This is a genomic window from Methylobacterium sp. E-005, from assembly GCF_022829725.1.
Lineage (GTDB): Bacteria > Pseudomonadota > Alphaproteobacteria > Rhizobiales > Beijerinckiaceae > Methylobacterium.
Genome location: NZ_JAKSYG010000175.1, coordinates 1 through 18223, shown reverse-complemented (window position 1 = coordinate 18223; position 18223 = coordinate 1). Strand labels below are relative to the sequence as shown.

Sequence of the window (18223 nt, the reverse complement as noted above, 5' to 3'; positions counted from 1 at the left end):
CCGCGCAAGCGTCACGTCCCGGATCAGGTCTCGGTCGCAGCGGAGACGATCCTCGCGGACATGACCGGCCGATCTGTGACCTGGCGGCGCGGCACCAAGGGCCGGCTGCGGGCTCGCTTTTGCGCGCTGCGCGTTCGGATGTTCGAGGCGGAGCTGGCCGAGATCGGTCGCGCGGCCACGCGGGCCGAGGCCATCGAGCGCGCCGACGCCTTCCGGCAGCGCACGCGCGCGCCTCGACGAGCTGATCGCTGCGATCGCGAACTCGCCCTTCGTCAGCCTCGATCTGAGCCTGATCCCGCCCAGTCAGGCCGACAACCGGCCGCCGACGCCGGCCATGGCGTCGTTTGCAGTTAGCTTAGCCGAGAGAAAGGGCGTGAAGCTGCCGCGCGGCTGCAAGAGCAGCATCAGCGTCTGCCGGGCCTTTCTCGACATCCACGCCGGCGCGCGCGCACCTCAGGAGGGCAACACCGACCAATCCCGCGAACGCCGGACCCCGAGCGCAGCGATGCTCGGCTATGCACACAGCTTGGCCGAGCAGCGCGGCATCAGCTGCCCGCCGGAGGCTGAGATCGACTTCGACGCTTGCCGGCGCTTCCTCGACGCGCACGCCACGCGGCCGCAGAGAGGATCGGAGACGCTGAGTTACGGCGCGGCCAAAACCAGAGTGCCCGCCGGGCGCGACAAGCGGCGGGGTGGGGCAGCACCGACGACGCGAAAGATAGCCGCACGACGTTGAGCCTGAAGCGACCGAAGGGGGTGTAAAAAAAGTCCTTTCATGTACCAGCTGTTGAAGGTCGGTGACGACCGGGCCGCACAGAGTGTAAGATCCGTGCGGCCTCAGTGCACAATTTGATTTAAATGAGGCTCGTTCCATCCGCGCGCTTGAAGAAATCAGTAATGATGACTTCCGGTCCGCGTTCCATTGGCCCTGCTTCTCTGTATGTGTCGATTAGTTCATCGACTCGCATAACTAGTTGCTTCATGGTCGGGATAGGCTCGATCCGATCGGCTAGCTTCAGAACACAGCGCCAAAGCGAGCGACGTAGGGCGTCGATCTCATGCACACCAGTGCGAGGCGACTTGCCGTCGATGCGTTTGAAAAAGGCGCCGAATCTTGCCATCGGCTTCGCCTTCGGCTTACCCGCTTTCGTGTAGGCTTCCAACATGACGCTGCTCATCGCCGCCGCCTCGGCCGCAGCTTGCCAGGGACCGATCGCCAAGGCGAGCTTACCAATCCGCTCCGTAATTGAGTCCTGCAGAATGTTGATCTCGCTTTCACGGCGCATGACCTCAAGCTCGGCCTCGCGTTTAGAATGCCATTTGCTCAGATTGCTGACTGTTTGCATATTTTAACTCATCATCTGGAGATGCTGAGGTTCATCCACTGATCTTTTACGAGTTGGTCGCATCAGATCCTCGCGTGAATTCAGATGATCGCCCTCAACCCTTTGCCACTGCCTGCGGCCAGCGAGTGCAATGGCTTGGCGGCATGACGTGCCGCGCCTTGCGTACAGCCCCCTTGACGAATAGGAATATAATCTGATAATTAGGCGCTGGGTCGCTGCTTCGCGCCCTTAATCGAGGGCCGCCATGAGGCACCCACCACCCACGCTGATGCGGGTTCGAGGATCGCGACCACCCGGCCTTCCGCACCGGCCTCAGCCATCCGCAACCATCCCGAGGGGGTCTCATTCGAGGCCCCCTTCGCATTTCTGGAGCACGCGATGACCGCAGCCACCGCTACGAAGACCAAAGGCGCACTCACCCCCGCCGAGAGCCCGCTCGCCAGGCCGATCCCGGCCCTCGTCGTGTTCGGCGCCGACAAAGGCGGCAAGCCTCACGCAGCTTGGTTTCCTACCCCGGACGTGAGCCTAGCAACGCAGGCTGCCGCGACTATCGGGTTCCGGGCCTTCGTACTGTGCGACGACGTTCAGCGTTCGGCAGCCGCCGACCTGCCACAGGGCCGCGTCTTCAGCTCAGGCCGCGCCTTCGTGCCGTTCGTCGCTAAGGAGGTCTATGAGCGCTTACAAGCCCTCGCCGGAGGACTGGTCGGATCAGACACGACCACCATCGGGTTGGCTGCGCAAAGCCCCGAGAAGCCCGCTGACGGCGACGCTGGCGGTTTTGGCGGGTCGGGCCCGGCGGATCCCCGCTACCCACGTAGCTGGGCCGGCATCGCGATCGGCAGCTTGGTGCTGATCACCGAGGGCGAGGAGGATGGCTGGTATGAGGCGGTTGTCGTCGCCTCGAAGCCGGGCGGCACGTTCACGCTTCAATGGCGCGACTGGCCGGACCTTCCTATGCTGATGCGGCGGCGCGATGAGATGGCCTTGCTGCACCCGAACGCCGCCGCGGCGGCCGAAGCCTGATCGCGGTCATATCACAAAGCCGGCGGCGGCTCGATACTTGTCGCCGGTCGAAGAGCTACCTCGCGGTGCGAGGCCCATGTCCGAAATGTGCCCATCCCGGCCATTCATTGCAATTCGTCGCCCTCCCCAAAGCAGACGAAGCGTTTCCTAATGTCGGGCTCTCTCGCCAGCTGTTGCTGACCCCAGCGGCTGCAGTCAGAGAGATTCTTGATGCGGATTGGGACGTCGCGGATGCGCCGTCCGGTGGCGTGGTGGACGGCGTTAGCGATGGCGGCGTTCAGCAATCAGTCCACTACCGTGAGATCGCCGTCGTGCAGGCGGGCGACGAGCATGTTGCCGCCGGCTACCCGGATCGAGGAAGGTCGCCGGCCGATTTGCGATCAGCAGCCGCTGCAGGTCGATCTCGTCGTCGCTGAAGTCGTCCGCCGAGTGCTACCGCGTCGCGCGAGGCCTGTCCCATTCGCCATGCTGGATGGTCTCGCTGTGACGCCACATCAGGGCAATCTTCAGTCCTTGCAGAAGCGAATTGGCTCGCGGCTATGATCGTCGCAGGCACCCGGCCGGTCGGCAGTTCCCCGACCAGGGCAATGAGGACGTCGTCCGTCTCCGAGGTAAGGCTGAGCTTGCGCAGCATGGCGTGGTCATGGCGCCCCCTTGCGACGACAAGGTGGTTGAAGCCCGTCCGGTCATAACGATCGCATGGAGCTGATCGATCGGCGATGTAGAGGGGTCCGGACGGTTTCCCCACCCGGACGTAGGCGCGCGCGGTCAGTGCCTGTCCTTGTTCTCCGCCAGGTAGGGGCTCCACGGCTTCGGGGCGATCGGCTTGGTCTCATAGACGATGTCGAACTGCCCGCCGGCCTCGATCTCGCCAATCATGACCGGTTTCGTCAGGTGATGGTTCGAGTTCATTGTTACGTCGTAGCCGCCGGGCGATCGGACCTTGAGGCCGATGATCGCCTCGCGCACCTTGGTCACGTCGGTCGAGCCCGCTTTGGCCACCGCCTGTGACCACAGCTGGAACAGGTCGTAGGCTGACTCCATCGGGTCGTTCGTCACCGCCTTCGGATCTTTCGAGTAAGCCTTCCAACGGGTGATGAAGGCCGCGTTCTCGGGTGCTTTGACGGATTCGAAGTAGCTCCACGCCGCAAGGTGACCGACGAGCGGCGTGGTGTCGATGCCCTTCAGTTCCTCCTCGCCCACCGAGAACGCCATCACCGGGATGTCGGTGGCCTTCACTCCCTGGTTGCCGAGCTCCTTATAGAACGGGACGTTGGCGTCGCCGTTTACCGTCGAGATCACGGCGGTCTTCTTCCCAGCCGAGCCGAACGCCTTGATCGCCGCAACCTCGATCTGCCAGTCAGAGAATCCGAACGGCGTGTAATTCTCGCGGATGTCCACGTCCGCCACGCCCTTAGCTTTCAGGAAGGCGCGGATGATCTTGTTGCTGGTGCGCGGATAAACGTAGTCGGTCCCTTCCAGGATCCACCGCTTCGTCTCCCCGCCGTCCTTGCTCATCAGATACTCGACGGCTGGGATCGCCTTGTTGTCCGGGACCGAGCTCCCGTAAAAGATGTTCTTCGATTGCTCCTCGCCCTCGTACTCAAGCGGGTAGAACAGCAGACCATCCAGCTCCTCAAAGACCGGTAGTACCGACTTGCGTGACACAGAGGTCCAGCAGCCGAACACAGCGGCGACCTTTTGGTGGCTGATGAGATCCCGGGCCTTCTCGGCGAACAGCGGCCAGTTCGAGGCGGGATCGACGACGATCGGCTCGATCTTGCGGCCCAGCAGCCCACCTTTGGCGTTGAGATCAGCGACCTGCATCAAGATGACGTCCTTGAGCACGGTTTCGCTGATCGCCATCGTGCCCGACAGGGAATGGAGCACACCGATCTTGATCGTGTCCTCGGCTGCCCGGCTCGGGCCGGCGAAGGCGGTAGACATCAGCAGGGCCGTGGCGATCGCCCCCAGTCTCCGACGCGTGATTGTCATGATGGACTCCGTTCGGCGCGACGCAGGCGGCCTCAAGGTCAGGCTGACGAGCCAGCGGCGCGAGCGCGAGCGCCGGGATCGGCGCGTCGTCGTAGGTCCAGTCGGGGCGTGGCGCCAGCTATCGGTTTGCCGCTGCCCTGCACGAGTCGTGAGCTTCCAATGCCCGCGGTTCCGATAAACGCATCGAAAAGTTGCATGTAGAGCGGCCTACGCCCGCCCGATGGGGCCAGCCGCGAGCGATACACTAAGGCCAGTCGCCGGAGGTTTGCAGCTCAACTGGCCCCAGCAACTCCGCTCCAAACTGGACACCCGCTACAGCTTGGAGGACAACATCCAACTGGATGGGGCCGCCGATGCAACTGCCCGTGTTCCTCGACCGCTCCCGGCCCGAGACGTTGACGGATCAGCTCACAGCGCAGTTGCGCGATGGCATCCGCCGTGGCCTGGTACAGCCCGGGGCGCGTCTACCCTCGTCGCGCAAGCTGGCCGAGCAGCTCGCAATTTCCCGCAACACCGTCGTCCGGGCCTACGACACGCTGGTGCTCGAGACCTTGGCCGAGGCGCGTCCCGCCTCCGGCCTCTACGCCCGCTCACCAGCCGCGCCCGTTTTGACCGGCCGCTTGGGCGCCGCGCCTCCGGTGCACGGCAATGGGGGCATCGGAACCGCCCCGCGCGCCCCGAACCTCGTCGGCGAACACCATCAGCGCCTGACGTTCGATTTTTTCCCCGGCCGGCCCAACCCGTCCCTCTTCCCGACGCGGGCGTGGCGGCGGCACCTGGTGGCGTGCCTGTCGGGCGGCGCGCAAGAGCTCGTACGCTACGGCGACCCGGCCGGCGAATTCGGTCTCCGGGCGGCTCTATGCGCCCATCTGGCCGCGTCGCGGGCGATCGCGGCCGATCCCAACCAAGTTCTGATCCTCAACGGCGCGCAGGAGGGTCTGAGCCTGTGCGCCCACGTCCTCCTGCGCCGGGGCGCGACCGCCCTGGTCGAGAGCCCGTCGGTGCAGGGCGCGGTCTTTGCCTTCGAAGCCGCGGGTGCGGACGTCATCGCCGTACCGGTCGATCAGGACGGGCTCCGGACGGCGGACTTGCGCAATGTGGTCGCAGACATCGTCCACGTCACGCCCGCCCACCAGTTCCCGACCGGGGCCGCCTTGTCGCTGGAGCGGCGCGAGGCGCTGGCGGTCTGGGCGCGCCGGCACGAAAGCATCGTCCTGGAGAACGATTGCGTCGGGGATCTGCGCTACGAAGGGTCGCCACTGCCGGCGGTCGCCGCGCTCGCGCCGGACTGCACGATCCATGTCGGCAGCTTCTCGAAGACGCTCGGGGCGGGCTTGCGGCTCGGGTATATGGTGGTCCCGCCGCGGCTCATCCCGGCCTTCCGGGCCGCGAAGGCGCTGCTCAACAACGGCACGGCTTGGCTCGAGCAGGCCGCGCTCGGTGCTTTCATGGCGGACGGGGCCTACGCCGCACACCTCGCGCGCCTGCGCGCCTCCTATCGGCTGTCCCGCGACGCACTCCTGGACGCGCTCGCCCGTCATTTTGGGCAGGTCGATGTCGGCGGCACGTCGGGCGGCCTGCACGTCCTCTGGCGGCTCCCCCCCGGCGTTCCACCGACCCTAGCCTTCGAGACTCTGGCGCGGCGGGCCCGAATCGGGATCTACGGCTTAGGCTCGGCCGGTGCTTGGGACGCGACGGACTCCCCGCTGTCGCGCCGGAGCGTGGTTCTGGGCTTCGGCGGGACGGCGCCTGAACAGATCGCCGAGGGGATCGCGCGCCTCTCGGACGTCGTTGACGACCGGCTGGACCGTCACCACGCGTTCGTCGACGACCTGCTGCTACCCGAAGCGGCAGGACAGCCCGTAGCCTTCGGGGTGTCGGACCGTCCGGCCCCATCGTTACGGCGCGGACTGGCCCTTCACCCGGTACGGCCGCGCCGGCCATCGTCGGGTCGCCCCTCCAGAAAGGATCCCACCCGGATGGCCGTCATCGCCGGCATCTACCGCTACCCCGTCAAGGGCCTAAGCGCCGAGCCGTTGCGCGGCGTCGACCTCGCGGCCGGTCGCCCGTTTCCGTCCGACAGGATCTTCGCCCTCACGCGGCCGAATGTGCCGGTCGACGTCGAGGACCCCAAATGGGCGAAGAAGGGCCTATTTCTGATGCTGATGCTGGAGGAGGGGCTGGCCCGGGCGAGGACGGCACTGGACCTCGGTACGATGCGGATGACCGTCGAGGTCGACGGTAACGCCCCACTCACGCTGCCGCTCGACACGCCCGAGGGCCGCGCGCGAGCGGAAGAGATTTTCGGGCGGCTCGCAGGGACCGGCGATGTCCTTCCGCGGCTGGTGCGCAGCCGGGGTGGGCATTTCATGGACAAGCCGGATAACGTGCTGTCGTTGATCAACCTCGCCACGGTGCGGGATCTCGAGCGGCGGTGGGGCACCAGCCTCGACCCGCTGCGGTTCCGCGCGAACTTCTACGTCGACGGGCTGGAGCCGTGGGAGGAGTTCGATTGGGTCGGCCACGACGTCGTGGTGGGTGACGCTGTGCTCACCGTCGATCGGCGCAACGGGCGATGCGGAGCCACGAACGTCAATCCGCGCACCGGCCAGCGCGATCGGGACATCCCGCCCGCCCTGCGTGCGAGCTTCGGGCACAAGGACCTCGGCGTCTACCTGCTGGCGAAGACGGGCGGGAAGGTGGTCCTCGGCGATGCACTCTCGCTAAGCGGGGCGATCGAGCCGCGAGGGAGCGAGACAACGCCGCGCGGCCCGGGCGAATCGTCCGGCCGCTTCATCTGTCGAGGGTGCTACTTCATCTATGACGAGGGCGAACAAGCCTCGGACGCTCCACGGTCCGAGACCGCCTTCGCCGCGCTACCGGCGAACTGGGTATGCCCGGATTGCGGGACCGACAAAGGCAAGTTCCGTCCCTACCGGGACCTCGCGGATACGGGTGCGGCTTGAAACATACTGTTCGTTACACGCCCATGAATGTTTGGCGCCGATCGTCTCTCACACGCATGCCCACATACAATACTAAGTTGATCGAGGTCGAATGGGGATATTCGCTGATGGTAGCGCTTGCCCAGATGGGCGAACCGCTGCGTTCTTGCTGCAGCATTGCGCCCATCCCGGCCATTCAGTGGGCTGTCACAGTTTCGCGCAAGCGGACGCTTCCACCAACAATCGGAGGGCGGTTTACGGGACGAGCTAATGGTACGGAAGCGGCCGCTGCCATGACCAAACAGTCCTTCACCGTGCTGTCCCGCGGCCGTCCCACCGAGTTCCACACGGATCTCTGACGTTCGCGATTTTGCGTTCCAAAAGCCAGAGGCCATCCGATGGAACGCTCATGGTTCGTAGCTCGGACTGTTCCATAAGGGCAGGCCCTATTGGACCGCCTCGGCCATTGCGACAGCTGCATGCATTGCTGATAACTAAGCCGGATCCGCGTCCGGAAACCGCTAAGGGTGGAAAGCCGCCCTCGGCTTCCGTGCTGGAAGCGGACGTGCCGCGGAAGCTACGCCATCAGCGCCCGCCCGTAGGCGTTCCGGGGATCGCGGTAGATGGTGTGGACGTGCATGGTCAAATCGCCGCCTGGCTCTTGTGGTGAAAACTCGATGAACAGCCTCGGTCCCTGGACGCGGAAGTAGGATGCGCCGTTCCGGTCAGGCTTGCGGGTCGTGGGACCGCTCCAGGCGAAGAAGGTCTCCTCCAGCCCGTCCCTGATCTCCGCGAGCCGCGGCGCGGCATGAACGTCGTTGAGCATGCCAGCCCACTCGCTGATCAGATCGAACATCATCTCGCGCTGCCGTAAGTCGAGTGTGGAGCCCTTCACACCGACAGGCAGCATCATCTCGCCGTCGCGGCCTGGTCCCAGCGCCAGTTCCGACACGGGGTGGCCTATGAGGGCCCATCCGCGCTGCTTGGCGTCGAGCGTGCCGAGTAGGGCGAATGCCTTGTCATTCTCGGCGGCCAGCGCGCGGACCCGCTTCCCCCCTTCCTCATAGATCGCGGGCAAACACCCGGTCAGGACGGGGGCCAGCACGGCATACTGCCCCAACATGGTGACGTTGAGCGCCAGATGATGTCCGCCGAACTGCACCATCCATACGTCGGCGACGCCCGGCGTCCCGAAGATGGCCAGCGTATAGGCCGCACGCCCCGAGGCGTAGGGCGTGCCGGTGTCCGCCAGGGCTTGGTCGGACCCCATGATATCGAGCACCTTGCGATAGCCCCTGTCGCTCAGCAGCACCCGCAGCAGCGCCATCACGGCCTGACGTTGCACCTCACTCAGGCTGCCCAGGCGCAGACCCGGGCGCGGCACGTCGCTGACCGGGAAGTTCGACCACATCGCCCGGCCATACTGCTCGCCGACCATGTCCACGTCGCCGCGCATGCCGCCCCTGAAGTGGGCAGCGGTCGCCATCGGTTGCGGCTCGAACGCGAACTGCGCCGCTACTTGTTGCTGGTCGCTCAGCGTGTTCAGGAAAGCAGTGGCCGCCGCGGCGATGGCCTGAGTCTGCGCGGCGCCCGCACCCTGTGCCGGGCTCGCCAAGCTGCCTCCCGAAGCGCGAAGGAGCGCGCACATCGCGACGGAGCTGGTCAGGGCCAGGAAGGCGCGCCTACGCATGTACGGCTCCGTCCTTGTACCGGCTGATCTCGATGCCTTGTCCCACTGGCAGCATGACGCTCGTCATGTCGGGCTTGGCGCGAATGGCCTGGACGTAGTCCATCACGTCGGAGCGGTCCGCCCGGATGTTGTCGGCCACGATGACCGCACCGGGATTGAGCTTGGGATAGAACGCCTCCAAGCACGGCAGGTAGAGGTCCTTCCACAGATCGACCAGGACGAAGTCGATGCCGTCTGGCAACGCGCGGATCATCTCGACTGCGTCGCCGACCTGGAAGTCGATGTGGTCGGCAAGCCCGGCCTTCTGCGCCATGTCGCGGGCGAACGCAGACTTATAGGCGTGCACCTCCATGGTGATGAGGCGACCGTCGGTCGCCCGTGCCGCCTCGGCCAGCCAGATGCCCGAGTAGCCGAAGGACGTGCCGAGTTCGAGGATGGTCGGCCGCTCAAGGCTGCGCGCCAGGATGTTGAGAAGCTGGCCAGTCTGCGGCCCCACGGCCCGCATGCGCTGATCCTGGCCGCCATCCCGCCCCCCAGGCGCCTCGCGGGGCTGCGCCCGCTCTTGCTCCATCCTCTGGTGATAGGCGTCGAGCACCGCTGCGATCTTCTCGTCCATCAGGCACGCTCCACGGCCAGGGCTGCTGCATCGAGGGCGGCGGCGATCCTCTCAGCCGTCGCTTGGTCGATCGGTCCGTTTGTGAGGCGCAGGCGCAGGCGCAGCGCCAGCTCAAGGTTCTCCATCCTGCGGGTCACGGGGGCGGGCCCACCGTGACGGTGGCCGCTTCCTGGCGACGTGATGCGGGCGAGCAGGGCTTCAGCAGGGCCACGATTGGCGAAGTGGAATGCTTCGCCCTCGAGTGTGATGCGGTACGACTTGTGTCCACTACCCTCGGCCTCGATTTGGGCGTAGCCACTGTGTCTTGAAAGCGCAGGAAAGCTCATTCGAAACGGACCAGTCAGCTCTTTCAGGACGCACTTGCGCTTAGCCGCAGCAGGGCTTCGCACAGCGGAGCCGCTGAGCACATCACTGTCAGCCCCTCGGTACGTAGCGCGAGGTCGGGGGCTTCTGGCGCCTCATAGGGGGCCGACACCCCGGTGAACGCGGCGACTTGGCCTCTGCTTGCCCTCGCATAAAGCCCCTTCGGGTCCCGGCGCACGCAAATCGATAACGGCGTGTCGACGAACACCTCCAAAAACGGGATGTCTCCCGCCACGCGCCGCGCCATGGCGCGGTCGGAGCGGGACGGTGAGATCAGCGAGACGATCACCACGGTGCCGGTCTCGGCCATCAGGCGCGCCACCTCGGCGGCGCGCCGCACGTTCTCTGACCGATCCCGGGGCGTGAACGTGAGGTCGGCGTTCAACCCGCGGCGTAGGTTGTCGCCGTCGAGCACGGCACTGTGCCGGCCGGCGGCGATGAGTGATCGGTCCACGGCGGCCGCGATGGTGGATTTGCCCGCCCCGGGCAGGCCTGTCAGCCACGCGATCACTGGCCGTTGGTCGAGCCGCGCCCAGCGCAGCTCCCGTGGGGCGAGCGGATGCCGCGTCAGGTTGGACTGCGGAGCGGGATCAATCATGTGCCCGTACACTGCGGCCACCTCAGCGTACCCGCCAAGCCGGTCGCCCGGCGAGGTCGGCAAGGCGCTCCACGCTCCGCTCAACGGCACCGTCCAGCCGCCTCAGCCACGCCGGGGGAGTCCGGAAGGCGACCCGTGCCGTCGTCTCCGTTACCAACCGGTCGACCTCCGCCTCGATCTCAGTGGGGATCTGACGCACAGCCAACTCGTTCGGCGGGCGCATGGGCGCGTGAGCGACGATCGCGTCCCAGCCCCGGTTCCAGCACATGGCCGCAAGCCGTTCGTTCGCGAGGCTGTGGCCGGCCTCGACGATGGCGAGCGCGTCGCGCGCATCGCCGCGGAACGGTTCCGCGTCCAGGCCGCGCGCCTGGGCCAGATCGTCCAGAAGATGCCCGAGCCGCCGCGGGTGCCCAGCGGTCCGCCGGTGCAGCCCGAGCCCGTGCAGGCGGCGGGACGCCTCGACGGCGATCGGACCTGCGCTGCGGTTCGTCCGATAGGTGAGATCGCCCGGCGACAGCAACGGTCCCAGGCGCGCGCTTAACCCGAGGCCATCGACGAGACGGGCCAGCAGAGGTGCTTCGGAGCGGCGGTCCCGCACCGGCACGGCGATGACCCGGCCTTCGGCAGCGCGGCGCCATGGCGCGAGCCGCGCCGCGTAGTCGTAGCGTCCGGAGGAACCCTCGCGGCGCACAAACTCATCGAAGGTCCGCGGCTCGGCGACGAGCTGCATGCGCAGGGCGTAGGCCGAAGCGAGCTGTTCGTCCTGCGGCTTGACCACGAGCGCGACATCCATCGCGAAGCCGTGCCGCGCGAACATGTCGGCTAGGACGCTGGGCACGCACAAGCCTGGCCGCTGCACGGCGAAATCCTCGTAGGACAAAATCACCGTATCGGCGCGGGTCTCGGACAGCGTCCGCGACAAGCGGTCGAGACCGTCGCGGCGCAGGCGCCCCGAGTCACGGCCGTCGAGTGCCCGCCCGAGCAGATGGTGGTTCACATCCGCCGCGGAGGGCGAGCCGGGGGGAGCAAGCTTCGGGTAGCACAGACCGACCGAACCGAGGCGCGGCCGCAACCGAGCAAGGATTTCTTGGAACGAGGTTGATCCCGTGCGGGGCATGCCGATGTGGACGATCGCCCGTCGCATGTGCGTTGGCCTCTATGAAGGGGCTCAACGTATCCGTGGGAATTATGCCCACGGCAACTGCTCAAATCGGCGTGATGTGCGCTCGCGCACGCTTTCAGGGTATGCGGTCCGACGCCTCTTGGATCGCGGATATGAGCCGACCTTCCAGTGGGCGGCGATCAGGGGATGCCATTCGGATCTCCGTCGCCGACGTTTGGTCATCGCGGACGCCCGGGGCCGCCCATCCCGCCGGGGCCACCAAGACCTCCAGGGCCACCAGGTCCTCCAGGCCCCGCACCACCTGCACCCGGCGGGCCACCGCCTCCGGGCGTACCTCTCCCGCTCTGGCCACCTGTTCCGCTGGAGCCGCTCGGATCGCTGAAACCACCCGCGCCCGACGCGTCGTCCGACCCAGTGCGGGGGTCGATCCGGAAGACCCGCGGTTCTCCGCCGGGCTCGACGTCGAGAGGACTGTCGGGCAAGCCACGTGGGTCGAGATGGTCGCGTTCGAAGCGTGGGATGTCCCGCGGCGGCTCGGCCGGCGCCGCCCCGTCCTCCGTGCGCAGGCGCTCGACGGTGAGGCCGTCGTCCCGCGCCACGCGCGCCGTCAGCACCGCGCGCACGCTACCCGTGCGTGGAATGGAGGCGTCTGCCCGTCCGGCCACTGCGATCCCCGAGCCGAGCTCAATCCCGGCGCCGACGCGTCCGACATAGGCCTCGATCGATACCTGCCGTAGGCCGGGCGGGAACGGGTATCCGGCGAAGGCCGAGTTCGTAACCCTGAGGTCGCCGTTCGCCGACTGTCCGACGACGAGGACGCGCTTACCGGGTGGGGGGACGCCTACCCCCTCCAACCGTAGATTACCGATCATCGCCATCCCGCGCTCGCCACGGCGTACTGGGCCGACGACCCGGTCCGGACCGGGACTACGCGGCTCGATCAAGCTTGCGACTATGATACCGTCCGGCCGGCGCAGGCCGCTCACCGCTACTCGCCCGCCGAGTGCCCATTCACCAGTTAGCCCCGCCGTGAAGACCCGTTGCCCGAGGACGACGAGCCGTCCCGGCGCCACGGCCTCCACCGGGCCGACCACCTCGGTCACCACGTCGATGCGACCAGTCACGAGGCCGCCATCAGAGCCGTCGGGTCGCACCGCAGCCCGCGCAGCGACCGCCTGCACCACTTGGCCAATCCTCAAGTCCCCAACCTTGGCCGCCTCGCCATCCACCGTGACCACCACCTCGGCCGGGTAGGCGATACGCAGGCCGTTGACGACGATCGAGCCGAACCCGCGGATCGTGCCGATCACCCCTGTGCCGCCGATGCCGCGATCACCCTCGCCGAGGGGGCGTTCGGGCGAGGGGTCCGTGCGCATCATGCCGGTACCGCCGATGCCCTGGTCGCGCGGCGCCTGTTGCGGCCGGGCCACCCCCGGGAACAGGACCGACAGCGACGGGCCCGTACCGGCAAGCAGGCGCAGGACGGACCGGCGGTGAGGCGGGACGCGCATGAGCCAGTCCCTCAGCGCCGGTCGGCGGGCTGAGCGGATGGCGCCGGGCGATCGCCCTCGGCATAGACATAGAGGCCGAAGTTCCAGCGATGCTCGCCGCCGGGATCGGTCTTGCAGGCCGCGTGCGCCTCGCGATTGGCCTGGGTCAGGACTTTCATCGCCAGCTCACGGGAGCGCGCCTCCAGCCGCGCTGCCAACTCCGCCGAGAGCCCGTCGTAATGCACCGCCCGCTCCAGAAAGCGCGGCGCCTCGCCGAGGATGTTGGCTGTGCTAGCCGCGATGTGGTCGTGCAGGTTGCGGCCGAAATAGTAGAGCTGCGACCCTTCCGCGTCGTCGCCGCGGGGCACATAGGCGGCCTCGGCCAGCACGATCCGATCTTGGTCGTCCGTAAAGGCCAAACCGCGATCCAGCCACTCGTCGAGCACCGCACGGGGGCGCAAGTCGCGGGTGATGCCGGCGACAAGGGCCTCGAACGAGGGGCTGCTGCCCTCTGCGATCCGCGGCAGCGGCAGGGGATGGCCCTGCGAGTCGGTGAAGGCGGGATCGGCGGTCCAGCGGGCAATGATCCGGCTCGTGCGCGAGACCACGGCTGGCACGGCGCTGACCGGGGCGCCGGCCCCGCGCAGGCGCCGAACTTCCTTGCGGTGGATGCCGGTGAGCAGGGAGACGCGGCTGTCCGTCTGCTCCTTGCCGGCGAGGGCGAAGTCGTACTCGGCGACGTTCACGTAGAGCTCACGCAACAAGTCGGTGAGGGCCGGGAAAGTGATGCCGCGCGCCACAAGCAGGCGCACGAGCGGACGGAGCAGCCGCGCCAGGGGCGCGTGTAGGCTGGCGCCATCTCGCGGTGTATCGGCAATCTCGGACATGACCTCATCGATATAGCAGGTGTCGTGGGAGACAATCCCACAGCGTGCGGAGACGCACACAGGACCACGCTTTTCAGATTGACGTGGGATTTTTGCACACGTAACTGATCCGCGTGGTCAAATTTCCCACGCACCCGGCGGAACTGATGGCATGACGCTCGAAACACGCATCCTCGTCGCGCAAGCGCTGCCGCCCATCAGACTCGCGGACGTGTCTGTGTGCCGCCTCGGCCATGACAAATCCATGCTGCGGCTGCGACGCCTCATCTGCGTCGTCGCCGCCCTCGCTCTGCCCGCTCTCGGGATCGCTGTCGCGGATACGGTCCACCGCGCCGGCGGAACCGGAGCGTCGCAGGCCGCCGCTCCCGTCAACCCTTCAGACGGGGCGGCGGTACCCTCGGGTGCCGTTACGCCCAAGCGCGCCTTGCGGGCCGTTCGGACGGCCGCGGCACCGGCCAGTCTGCTGCAGGTGCACGCGTGATTGCTCTATCCGGGATCGGCCGCAGTCCGGCGCGTCCGACGTCCGCCTGCGGCGGAGGCCCGATCCTCGATCTGGCGATTTGCCTCATCCTCTCCGTGACCGTCGTCGGCCTGCTCCTGCTGGCCCTCTGACTCCGCGGCCCGGCCGCTCCAAGACGAGACTTCTCATGACGATACCCTTCCGGGCCGCGCTCATCGGCGCCGCGGCTGGCTTCATCGCGATCAACGCCCAGGCGGCGGACCTTCCCAGCCGCGTGCCACCGCCGCCCCTGCCATCGCTGCCGGTCTTCACCTGGACGGGCTTCTACGCCGGTCTGAATGCCGGCTACGCCTTCCGCACGGGGAGCGGCGGCTTCACCGACCCGACCTACGGGCTGGTGACGGGTGGCAGCCGGTCCGATCGATTCAGTGGCGGTGGCCAGATCGGGTACAACTACCAGTTCACGCCCGGCTCCGGCTTCGTGGTCGGCTTCGAGACCGACATCCAAGGGCTGGCGAACGCCAAGGCCAACGCGGCGTATCTTGGCACGACGCCGTACTACAACGTCCGACCGAACCTAGACTACTTCGGCACCGTGCGCGGCCGGCTCGGCTACGCCTTCGATCGGGTTCTCGTCTACGGCACAGGCGGCCTCGCCTACGGTGGCGGGTCCCGATCGGCTTACGCCTCCGCCTACCCTTACACGCTGCCCGACACGACCCGGACCGGCTACGCGGTCGGCGGCGGCATCGAGTACGCGTTCACGGAGAAACTCTCGGCCAAGGTTGAAGCGCTCTACCTCCACCTCGGGCGTGGTGCTGCAGCGGCGACGTACTACAGCGCCAGCACGCCGGCCTACTACGGGACGGGGCGCGAGGATGCGGGCTTTGCCGTCGTTCGTGCCGGTCTCAACTACCGTTTCTGATCTCAGAGTGACGACGTCGTTGGATTAGCCTGGACGGCTCGGGCCTCTCGGAGCCGTAAGGCCCCAACGCCCGCCACGTCTGTATCCACTCGGCCGACAGAATGGTGGTCGGCCCCCGGCTGGGTGGTCTGTCAGTCGCGACATGCCCGCACAGTCGCGCAGAGATCGACACGACCAGCAACGCGGCCGGTACGGCGAACGGCTTCCTCCGACAACACGAACACCATCCTCAACGCCTCGCACCAAGCCGCTGAGGCGATTGCCCAGGCACGGGATAATCATGCACGCTCGGTGGGTTCACACGCTCGTCGAAGAATGGCGAGTCAGGCGCTCCGTCCGCCGGCTTGCGGATGCGCACTGGTCCCAAATCCGGACCAATCTCGCCGCCGCCGCTGAAGGTAGTGTCCTGCTTGCCGGCAATTCGCATGCAGCACTGATGGGCACACCACAAATCGCTGGCCGGCCACCGTGTATCAACATCGCAGCCGGGGGCCTTACCGCCCGCAGCTGCGTCGCACGGCTAGCGCGCCTCAATCCACCGGCCCGAGCAGCCGCTGTGGTGCTGTTCCTTGGTACCAATGACATTAGGCGCTCCCGTCATCCGGAACGGGCCACCACACGGCGACGGTTTGAAGCTGATGTGCGACGCGTCCTGGTAACTCTCCAGGAGTGGGCGGAGCATGTCTTCGTTGCCGCCATCCCCCCTCTAGGTCCCAATGCGAAAAATCATGATCCTGCCGCCATAGCGGCCTTCTCGGATCGCCTTGCACGGATCTGTGCAGAGGGCGACTACATCTTTTTCGATCCGTTTGCGGCAATCCGCGCGCCCGGCGGATGTCTCGCAATATCAGGGATCTTCGCTAACGGTATACATCTCGCCGACTACACAGCGTTGACAGGTGAAGTCGACCAGTTTGTTGGATTTGTTCTCAATAGCAAGCGCCGTCCCCGCCCCACCTTAGCGTGCTTGCATGGATGACTTTCTCAAGACCGTTGCCAGCATTAATCGTCGCCACGCATTCGGCACTGCTTTGATATCGGACGAAAGCAGTCCTGGCGCCAACACGAGGCGCTCAATTTCGGAACGCTGAATTACCCGAACGGCACGGCTGAGTTCCAGCTGTGCCGTTCCGCATAGCTTGCCCTACTGGAACGCTGCACTCCGCGCCCGCTTCGTGGTGAAATATCGGGTTCCGGTTTTCACCCCGAACCGAATTTGCCGAACGGCAGACGAACGGCCGTTTTGCCAGAGGGGCCTTAAACGGCCCTGGCGGCAGGGTCGGTCCGGTAGGAAGGCCGCCTAATTTTCCGACAAAGCTGCTTTGAAGCGGACCGGCCTGTTTCGGCCATGTCTTGCCGGTGCCGAAAGTTTCTGGGGCGTCTGAGCTGGGTGGCTTTCTGCCGGTCCGCTGTCGGGTGGGAGTTGGCGGAAGCAGACACTGCCATCGCGCTCGCACACGACCAGAAGCAGCCGTACCGGGGGCGGCAAGCTGCACGGGACCCTCAATCGTTGCAAGCACAGTGTGCAACGACCCGCTCGACCAGTCGGTCGGCGGTGAGGGTTGCCTCCGGGTGATCCAGCCTCAACGCGGCCTGGGGCATCTCGGGGCATTCGGCCTCGGCCAGATCCTGCACGAGGCCAAGGCCACCACGTGCCGTGATCGCACGCATGCCCTCAGCCCCGTCGCAATTGCTTCCGCTGAGTACGATCCCGACGACGCGCTTGCCGTAAGCTTCGGCGGCTGAAACGAACAACGGATCGGCCGCTGGGCGGGTGAAATGCACCTTGCTCCCCTGATCGAGAAGGATTGCACCGAAACCCAATCGCATGTGGTGGTTGGGTGGCGCGACGTAGATACGGCCGCGCTCGATGACCTCCCCGTGCCGCCCGAAGGAGGCCGGAAGACTGCCGCATTGGCTAAGGATGTCGGGGAGGACGCTCGGGTTCGCCCCGATGTGCTGAACGACGAACACGGAGGCGCGGGGATTTGAAGGCAAAGCCTCGACGATCCGCTTCAGCGGTTTGAGGCCGCCAGCAGAGCTGGCGATGACGATGATGGCGCCCATCTGCTTGCTACAATCGACCGGGGCAAGCGCGGTTCAGTCGCGCTTGGCCGATTGTCCGAGCTACTCGGCAGCTTCGGCCGCCTTCCGCTCCGGCGCCTTATCGATGACGATGAGCACAGACGCGGTCAGTATGCTCTTGCGAGCTTCGTCGCGAACCTCGGCCCGGTACTGAGCAGCGGGCCGTCCCCTATGCTCGGACCCGAGCATGTCGGCCAACGTCTTGCGGACAACCTCCCGCACAGCAGCCTCATCCGGCAACTCGTGGCCGACCTCATCGATGACGATGATGCTGTCGAAAGTGTCGATGAAGAAACGGGGCATCAGGCCCTCCACCGGTCGCAGGCGGGAGCGCTCGCCTCACCCAGCCGCCGGCGCCTACGGTCGATCAGCCAACGATGCCCTCCTGTGCCGTGTCCGACCGGGAGGCGCTACAACACACATTGGTTTGCAAGCCACGTGACTACGCAAGCCAAATAGATTGAAGCAGGACTCCACGACTGCACCGTCTCAGCTAAAACGACCTACATATGTAATAAAGCGGAACTTGATGTGGATTGGGGATTTGCCCCGCACATACAGCTGTTCGGTCTCGGACCGATGTCCGACTGATGGCGGAAGGAAGCCTCACGGTTCCTCGTTCTCAGCGCGGTCGAGCCGCGAGAGAGTACGAATGTCCAATCCGCTGATCATGAAGC

17 protein-coding genes and 2 pseudogenes are annotated in these 18223 nt (G+C 66.3%); 7 read left to right on the top strand and 12 right to left on the bottom strand.

Annotated features, from left to right (window positions below; translation table 11 throughout):
* Positions 1–138, top strand: a pseudogene (locus MKK88_RS19370) (IS701 family transposase); the annotation flags it as partial.
* Positions 139–373: 235 nt separating this feature from the next.
* A complete protein-coding gene (locus MKK88_RS19365; RefSeq protein ID WP_244002545.1) occupies positions 374–736 on the top strand; it encodes a hypothetical protein in 363 nt (120 codons plus the stop codon).
* Positions 737–854: 118 nt separating this feature from the next.
* Here the strand turns inward: MKK88_RS19365 and MKK88_RS19360 are convergent, their stop codons facing one another.
* Positions 855–1346, bottom strand: coding sequence for a hypothetical protein (locus tag MKK88_RS19360; protein WP_244002543.1), 492 nt, complete (start codon positions 1344–1346; stop codon positions 855–857).
* Positions 1347–1724: 378 nt separating this feature from the next.
* Between MKK88_RS19360 and MKK88_RS19355 the strand changes: the two genes are divergently transcribed.
* The gene (locus MKK88_RS19355; protein WP_244002541.1) at positions 1725–2369 is read left to right on the top strand and encodes a hypothetical protein; all 645 of its coding nucleotides are present in this window, start codon (positions 1725–1727) and stop codon (positions 2367–2369) included.
* 287 nt (positions 2370–2656) lie between these two features.
* Here MKK88_RS19355 and MKK88_RS19350 read toward each other — a convergent pair.
* Together MKK88_RS19350 and urtA are read right to left on the bottom strand one after the other, a co-directional pair.
* A pseudogene (locus MKK88_RS19350) lies at positions 2657–2795 on the bottom strand (DNA polymerase V); the annotation flags it as partial.
* Between the two features lie 342 nt (positions 2796–3137).
* On the bottom strand, positions 3138–4364 hold the full coding sequence (urtA, locus tag MKK88_RS19345; protein WP_244002539.1) for an urea ABC transporter substrate-binding protein: 1227 nt from the start codon (positions 4362–4364) through the stop codon (positions 3138–3140).
* A 353-nt stretch (positions 4365–4717) separates the two neighbouring features.
* Here urtA and MKK88_RS19340 point away from each other — a divergent pair, with 353 nt between their 5' ends.
* The gene (locus MKK88_RS19340) at positions 4718–7330 is read left to right on the top strand and encodes an aminotransferase class I/II-fold pyridoxal phosphate-dependent enzyme (RefSeq protein WP_244002537.1); all 2613 of its coding nucleotides are present in this window, start codon (positions 4718–4720) and stop codon (positions 7328–7330) included.
* Positions 7331–7886: 556 nt separating this feature from the next.
* On the opposite strand, the gene MKK88_RS19335 is transcribed toward MKK88_RS19340, so the two are convergent.
* The 7 genes from MKK88_RS19335 to MKK88_RS19310 form a co-directional block, all read right to left on the bottom strand.
* Positions 7887–8924, bottom strand: a complete 1038-nt coding sequence (locus tag MKK88_RS19335; protein WP_244002535.1) for a DUF3500 domain-containing protein — start codon at positions 8922–8924, stop codon at positions 7887–7889.
* Positions 8925–8991: 67 nt separating this feature from the next.
* Positions 8992–9615, bottom strand: a complete 624-nt coding sequence (locus MKK88_RS19330; protein ID WP_244002533.1) for an O-methyltransferase — start codon at positions 9613–9615, stop codon at positions 8992–8994.
* Positions 9615–9740 carry a hypothetical protein gene (locus tag MKK88_RS33895; RefSeq protein ID WP_279602415.1) on the bottom strand — a complete coding sequence of 42 codons (126 nt, stop codon included), beginning with the start codon at positions 9738–9740 and terminating at the stop codon, positions 9615–9617. Before MKK88_RS33895 ends, MKK88_RS19330 begins: the two co-directional genes overlap by 1 nt.
* A 224-nt stretch (positions 9741–9964) precedes the next feature.
* Complete coding sequence (cysC, locus tag MKK88_RS19325) at positions 9965–10576, bottom strand: adenylyl-sulfate kinase (protein ID WP_244002532.1); 612 nt, start codon at positions 10574–10576, stop codon at positions 9965–9967.
* Positions 10577–10598: 22 nt separating this feature from the next.
* Positions 10599–11720, bottom strand: a complete 1122-nt coding sequence (locus MKK88_RS19320; RefSeq protein WP_244002530.1) for a hypothetical protein — start codon at positions 11718–11720, stop codon at positions 10599–10601.
* A gap of 197 nt (positions 11721–11917) precedes the next feature.
* Complete coding sequence (locus tag MKK88_RS19315) at positions 11918–13210, bottom strand: DUF5666 domain-containing protein (RefSeq protein WP_244002528.1); 1293 nt, start codon at positions 13208–13210, stop codon at positions 11918–11920.
* Positions 13211–13221: 11 nt separating this feature from the next.
* Positions 13222–14076 (bottom strand): DUF6502 family protein, encoded by an 855-nt coding sequence (locus tag MKK88_RS19310; RefSeq protein WP_244002526.1) that lies wholly within the window; start codon positions 14074–14076, stop codon positions 13222–13224.
* Between the two features lie 151 nt (positions 14077–14227).
* Between MKK88_RS19310 and MKK88_RS19305 the strand changes: the two genes are divergently transcribed.
* From MKK88_RS19305 to MKK88_RS34115, 3 genes are all read left to right on the top strand, one after another.
* Positions 14228–14557, top strand: a complete 330-nt coding sequence (locus tag MKK88_RS19305; RefSeq protein WP_244002524.1) for a hypothetical protein — start codon at positions 14228–14230, stop codon at positions 14555–14557.
* 166 nt (positions 14558–14723) lie between these two features.
* Positions 14724–15461 carry an outer membrane protein gene (locus tag MKK88_RS19300; protein ID WP_244002522.1) on the top strand — a complete coding sequence of 246 codons (738 nt, stop codon included), beginning with the start codon at positions 14724–14726 and terminating at the stop codon, positions 15459–15461.
* A 142-nt stretch (positions 15462–15603) separates the two neighbouring features.
* Positions 15604–16440 carry an SGNH/GDSL hydrolase family protein gene (locus tag MKK88_RS34115; protein WP_313902333.1) on the top strand — a complete coding sequence of 279 codons (837 nt, stop codon included), beginning with the start codon at positions 15604–15606 and terminating at the stop codon, positions 16438–16440.
* A gap of 524 nt (positions 16441–16964) precedes the next feature.
* Here the strand turns inward: MKK88_RS34115 and MKK88_RS19290 are convergent.
* Entirely contained in the window at positions 16965–17528 is a 564-nt protein-coding gene (locus tag MKK88_RS19290) for a chemotaxis protein CheB (RefSeq protein ID WP_244002518.1), read from the bottom strand.
* 60 nt (positions 17529–17588) lie between these two features.
* Complete coding sequence (locus MKK88_RS19285; RefSeq protein ID WP_244002516.1) at positions 17589–17849, bottom strand: DUF6894 family protein; 261 nt, start codon at positions 17847–17849, stop codon at positions 17589–17591.
* Positions 17850–18223: the final 374 nt, after the last annotated feature.

Bases quoted from the DNA above. Each gene is read 5' to 3' on its own strand.
- MKK88_RS33895 (WP_279602415.1), bottom strand. From the start codon at position 9,740: ATGGAGAACCTTGAGCTGGCGCTGCGCCTGCGCCTGCGCCTCACAAAC.
- MKK88_RS19300 (WP_244002522.1), top strand. From the start codon at position 14,724: ATGACGATACCCTTCCGGGCCGCGCTCATCGGCGCCGCGGCTGGCTTC.
- MKK88_RS19305 (WP_244002524.1), top strand. From the start codon at position 14,228: ATGACGCTCGAAACACGCATCCTCGTCGCGCAAGCGCTGCCGCCCATC.
- MKK88_RS19340 (WP_244002537.1), top strand. From the start codon at position 4,718: ATGCAACTGCCCGTGTTCCTCGACCGCTCCCGGCCCGAGACGTTGACG.
- MKK88_RS19310 (WP_244002526.1), bottom strand. From the start codon at position 14,076: ATGTCCGAGATTGCCGATACACCGCGAGATGGCGCCAGCCTACACGCG.
- MKK88_RS19315 (WP_244002528.1), bottom strand. From the start codon at position 13,210: ATGCGCGTCCCGCCTCACCGCCGGTCCGTCCTGCGCCTGCTTGCCGGT.
- MKK88_RS19320 (WP_244002530.1), bottom strand. From the start codon at position 11,720: ATGCGACGGGCGATCGTCCACATCGGCATGCCCCGCACGGGATCAACC.
- cysC (WP_244002532.1), bottom strand. From the start codon at position 10,576: ATGATTGATCCCGCTCCGCAGTCCAACCTGACGCGGCATCCGCTCGCC.
- MKK88_RS19355 (WP_244002541.1), top strand. From the start codon at position 1,725: ATGACCGCAGCCACCGCTACGAAGACCAAAGGCGCACTCACCCCCGCC.
- urtA (WP_244002539.1), bottom strand. From the start codon at position 4,364: ATGACAATCACGCGTCGGAGACTGGGGGCGATCGCCACGGCCCTGCTG.
- MKK88_RS19330 (WP_244002533.1), bottom strand. From the start codon at position 9,615: ATGGACGAGAAGATCGCAGCGGTGCTCGACGCCTATCACCAGAGGATG.
- MKK88_RS34115 (WP_313902333.1), top strand. From the start codon at position 15,604: ATGCCCGCACAGTCGCGCAGAGATCGACACGACCAGCAACGCGGCCGG.
- MKK88_RS19360 (WP_244002543.1), bottom strand. From the start codon at position 1,346: ATGCAAACAGTCAGCAATCTGAGCAAATGGCATTCTAAACGCGAGGCC.
- MKK88_RS19290 (WP_244002518.1), bottom strand. From the start codon at position 17,528: ATGGGCGCCATCATCGTCATCGCCAGCTCTGCTGGCGGCCTCAAACCG.
- MKK88_RS19285 (WP_244002516.1), bottom strand. From the start codon at position 17,849: ATGCCCCGTTTCTTCATCGACACTTTCGACAGCATCATCGTCATCGAT.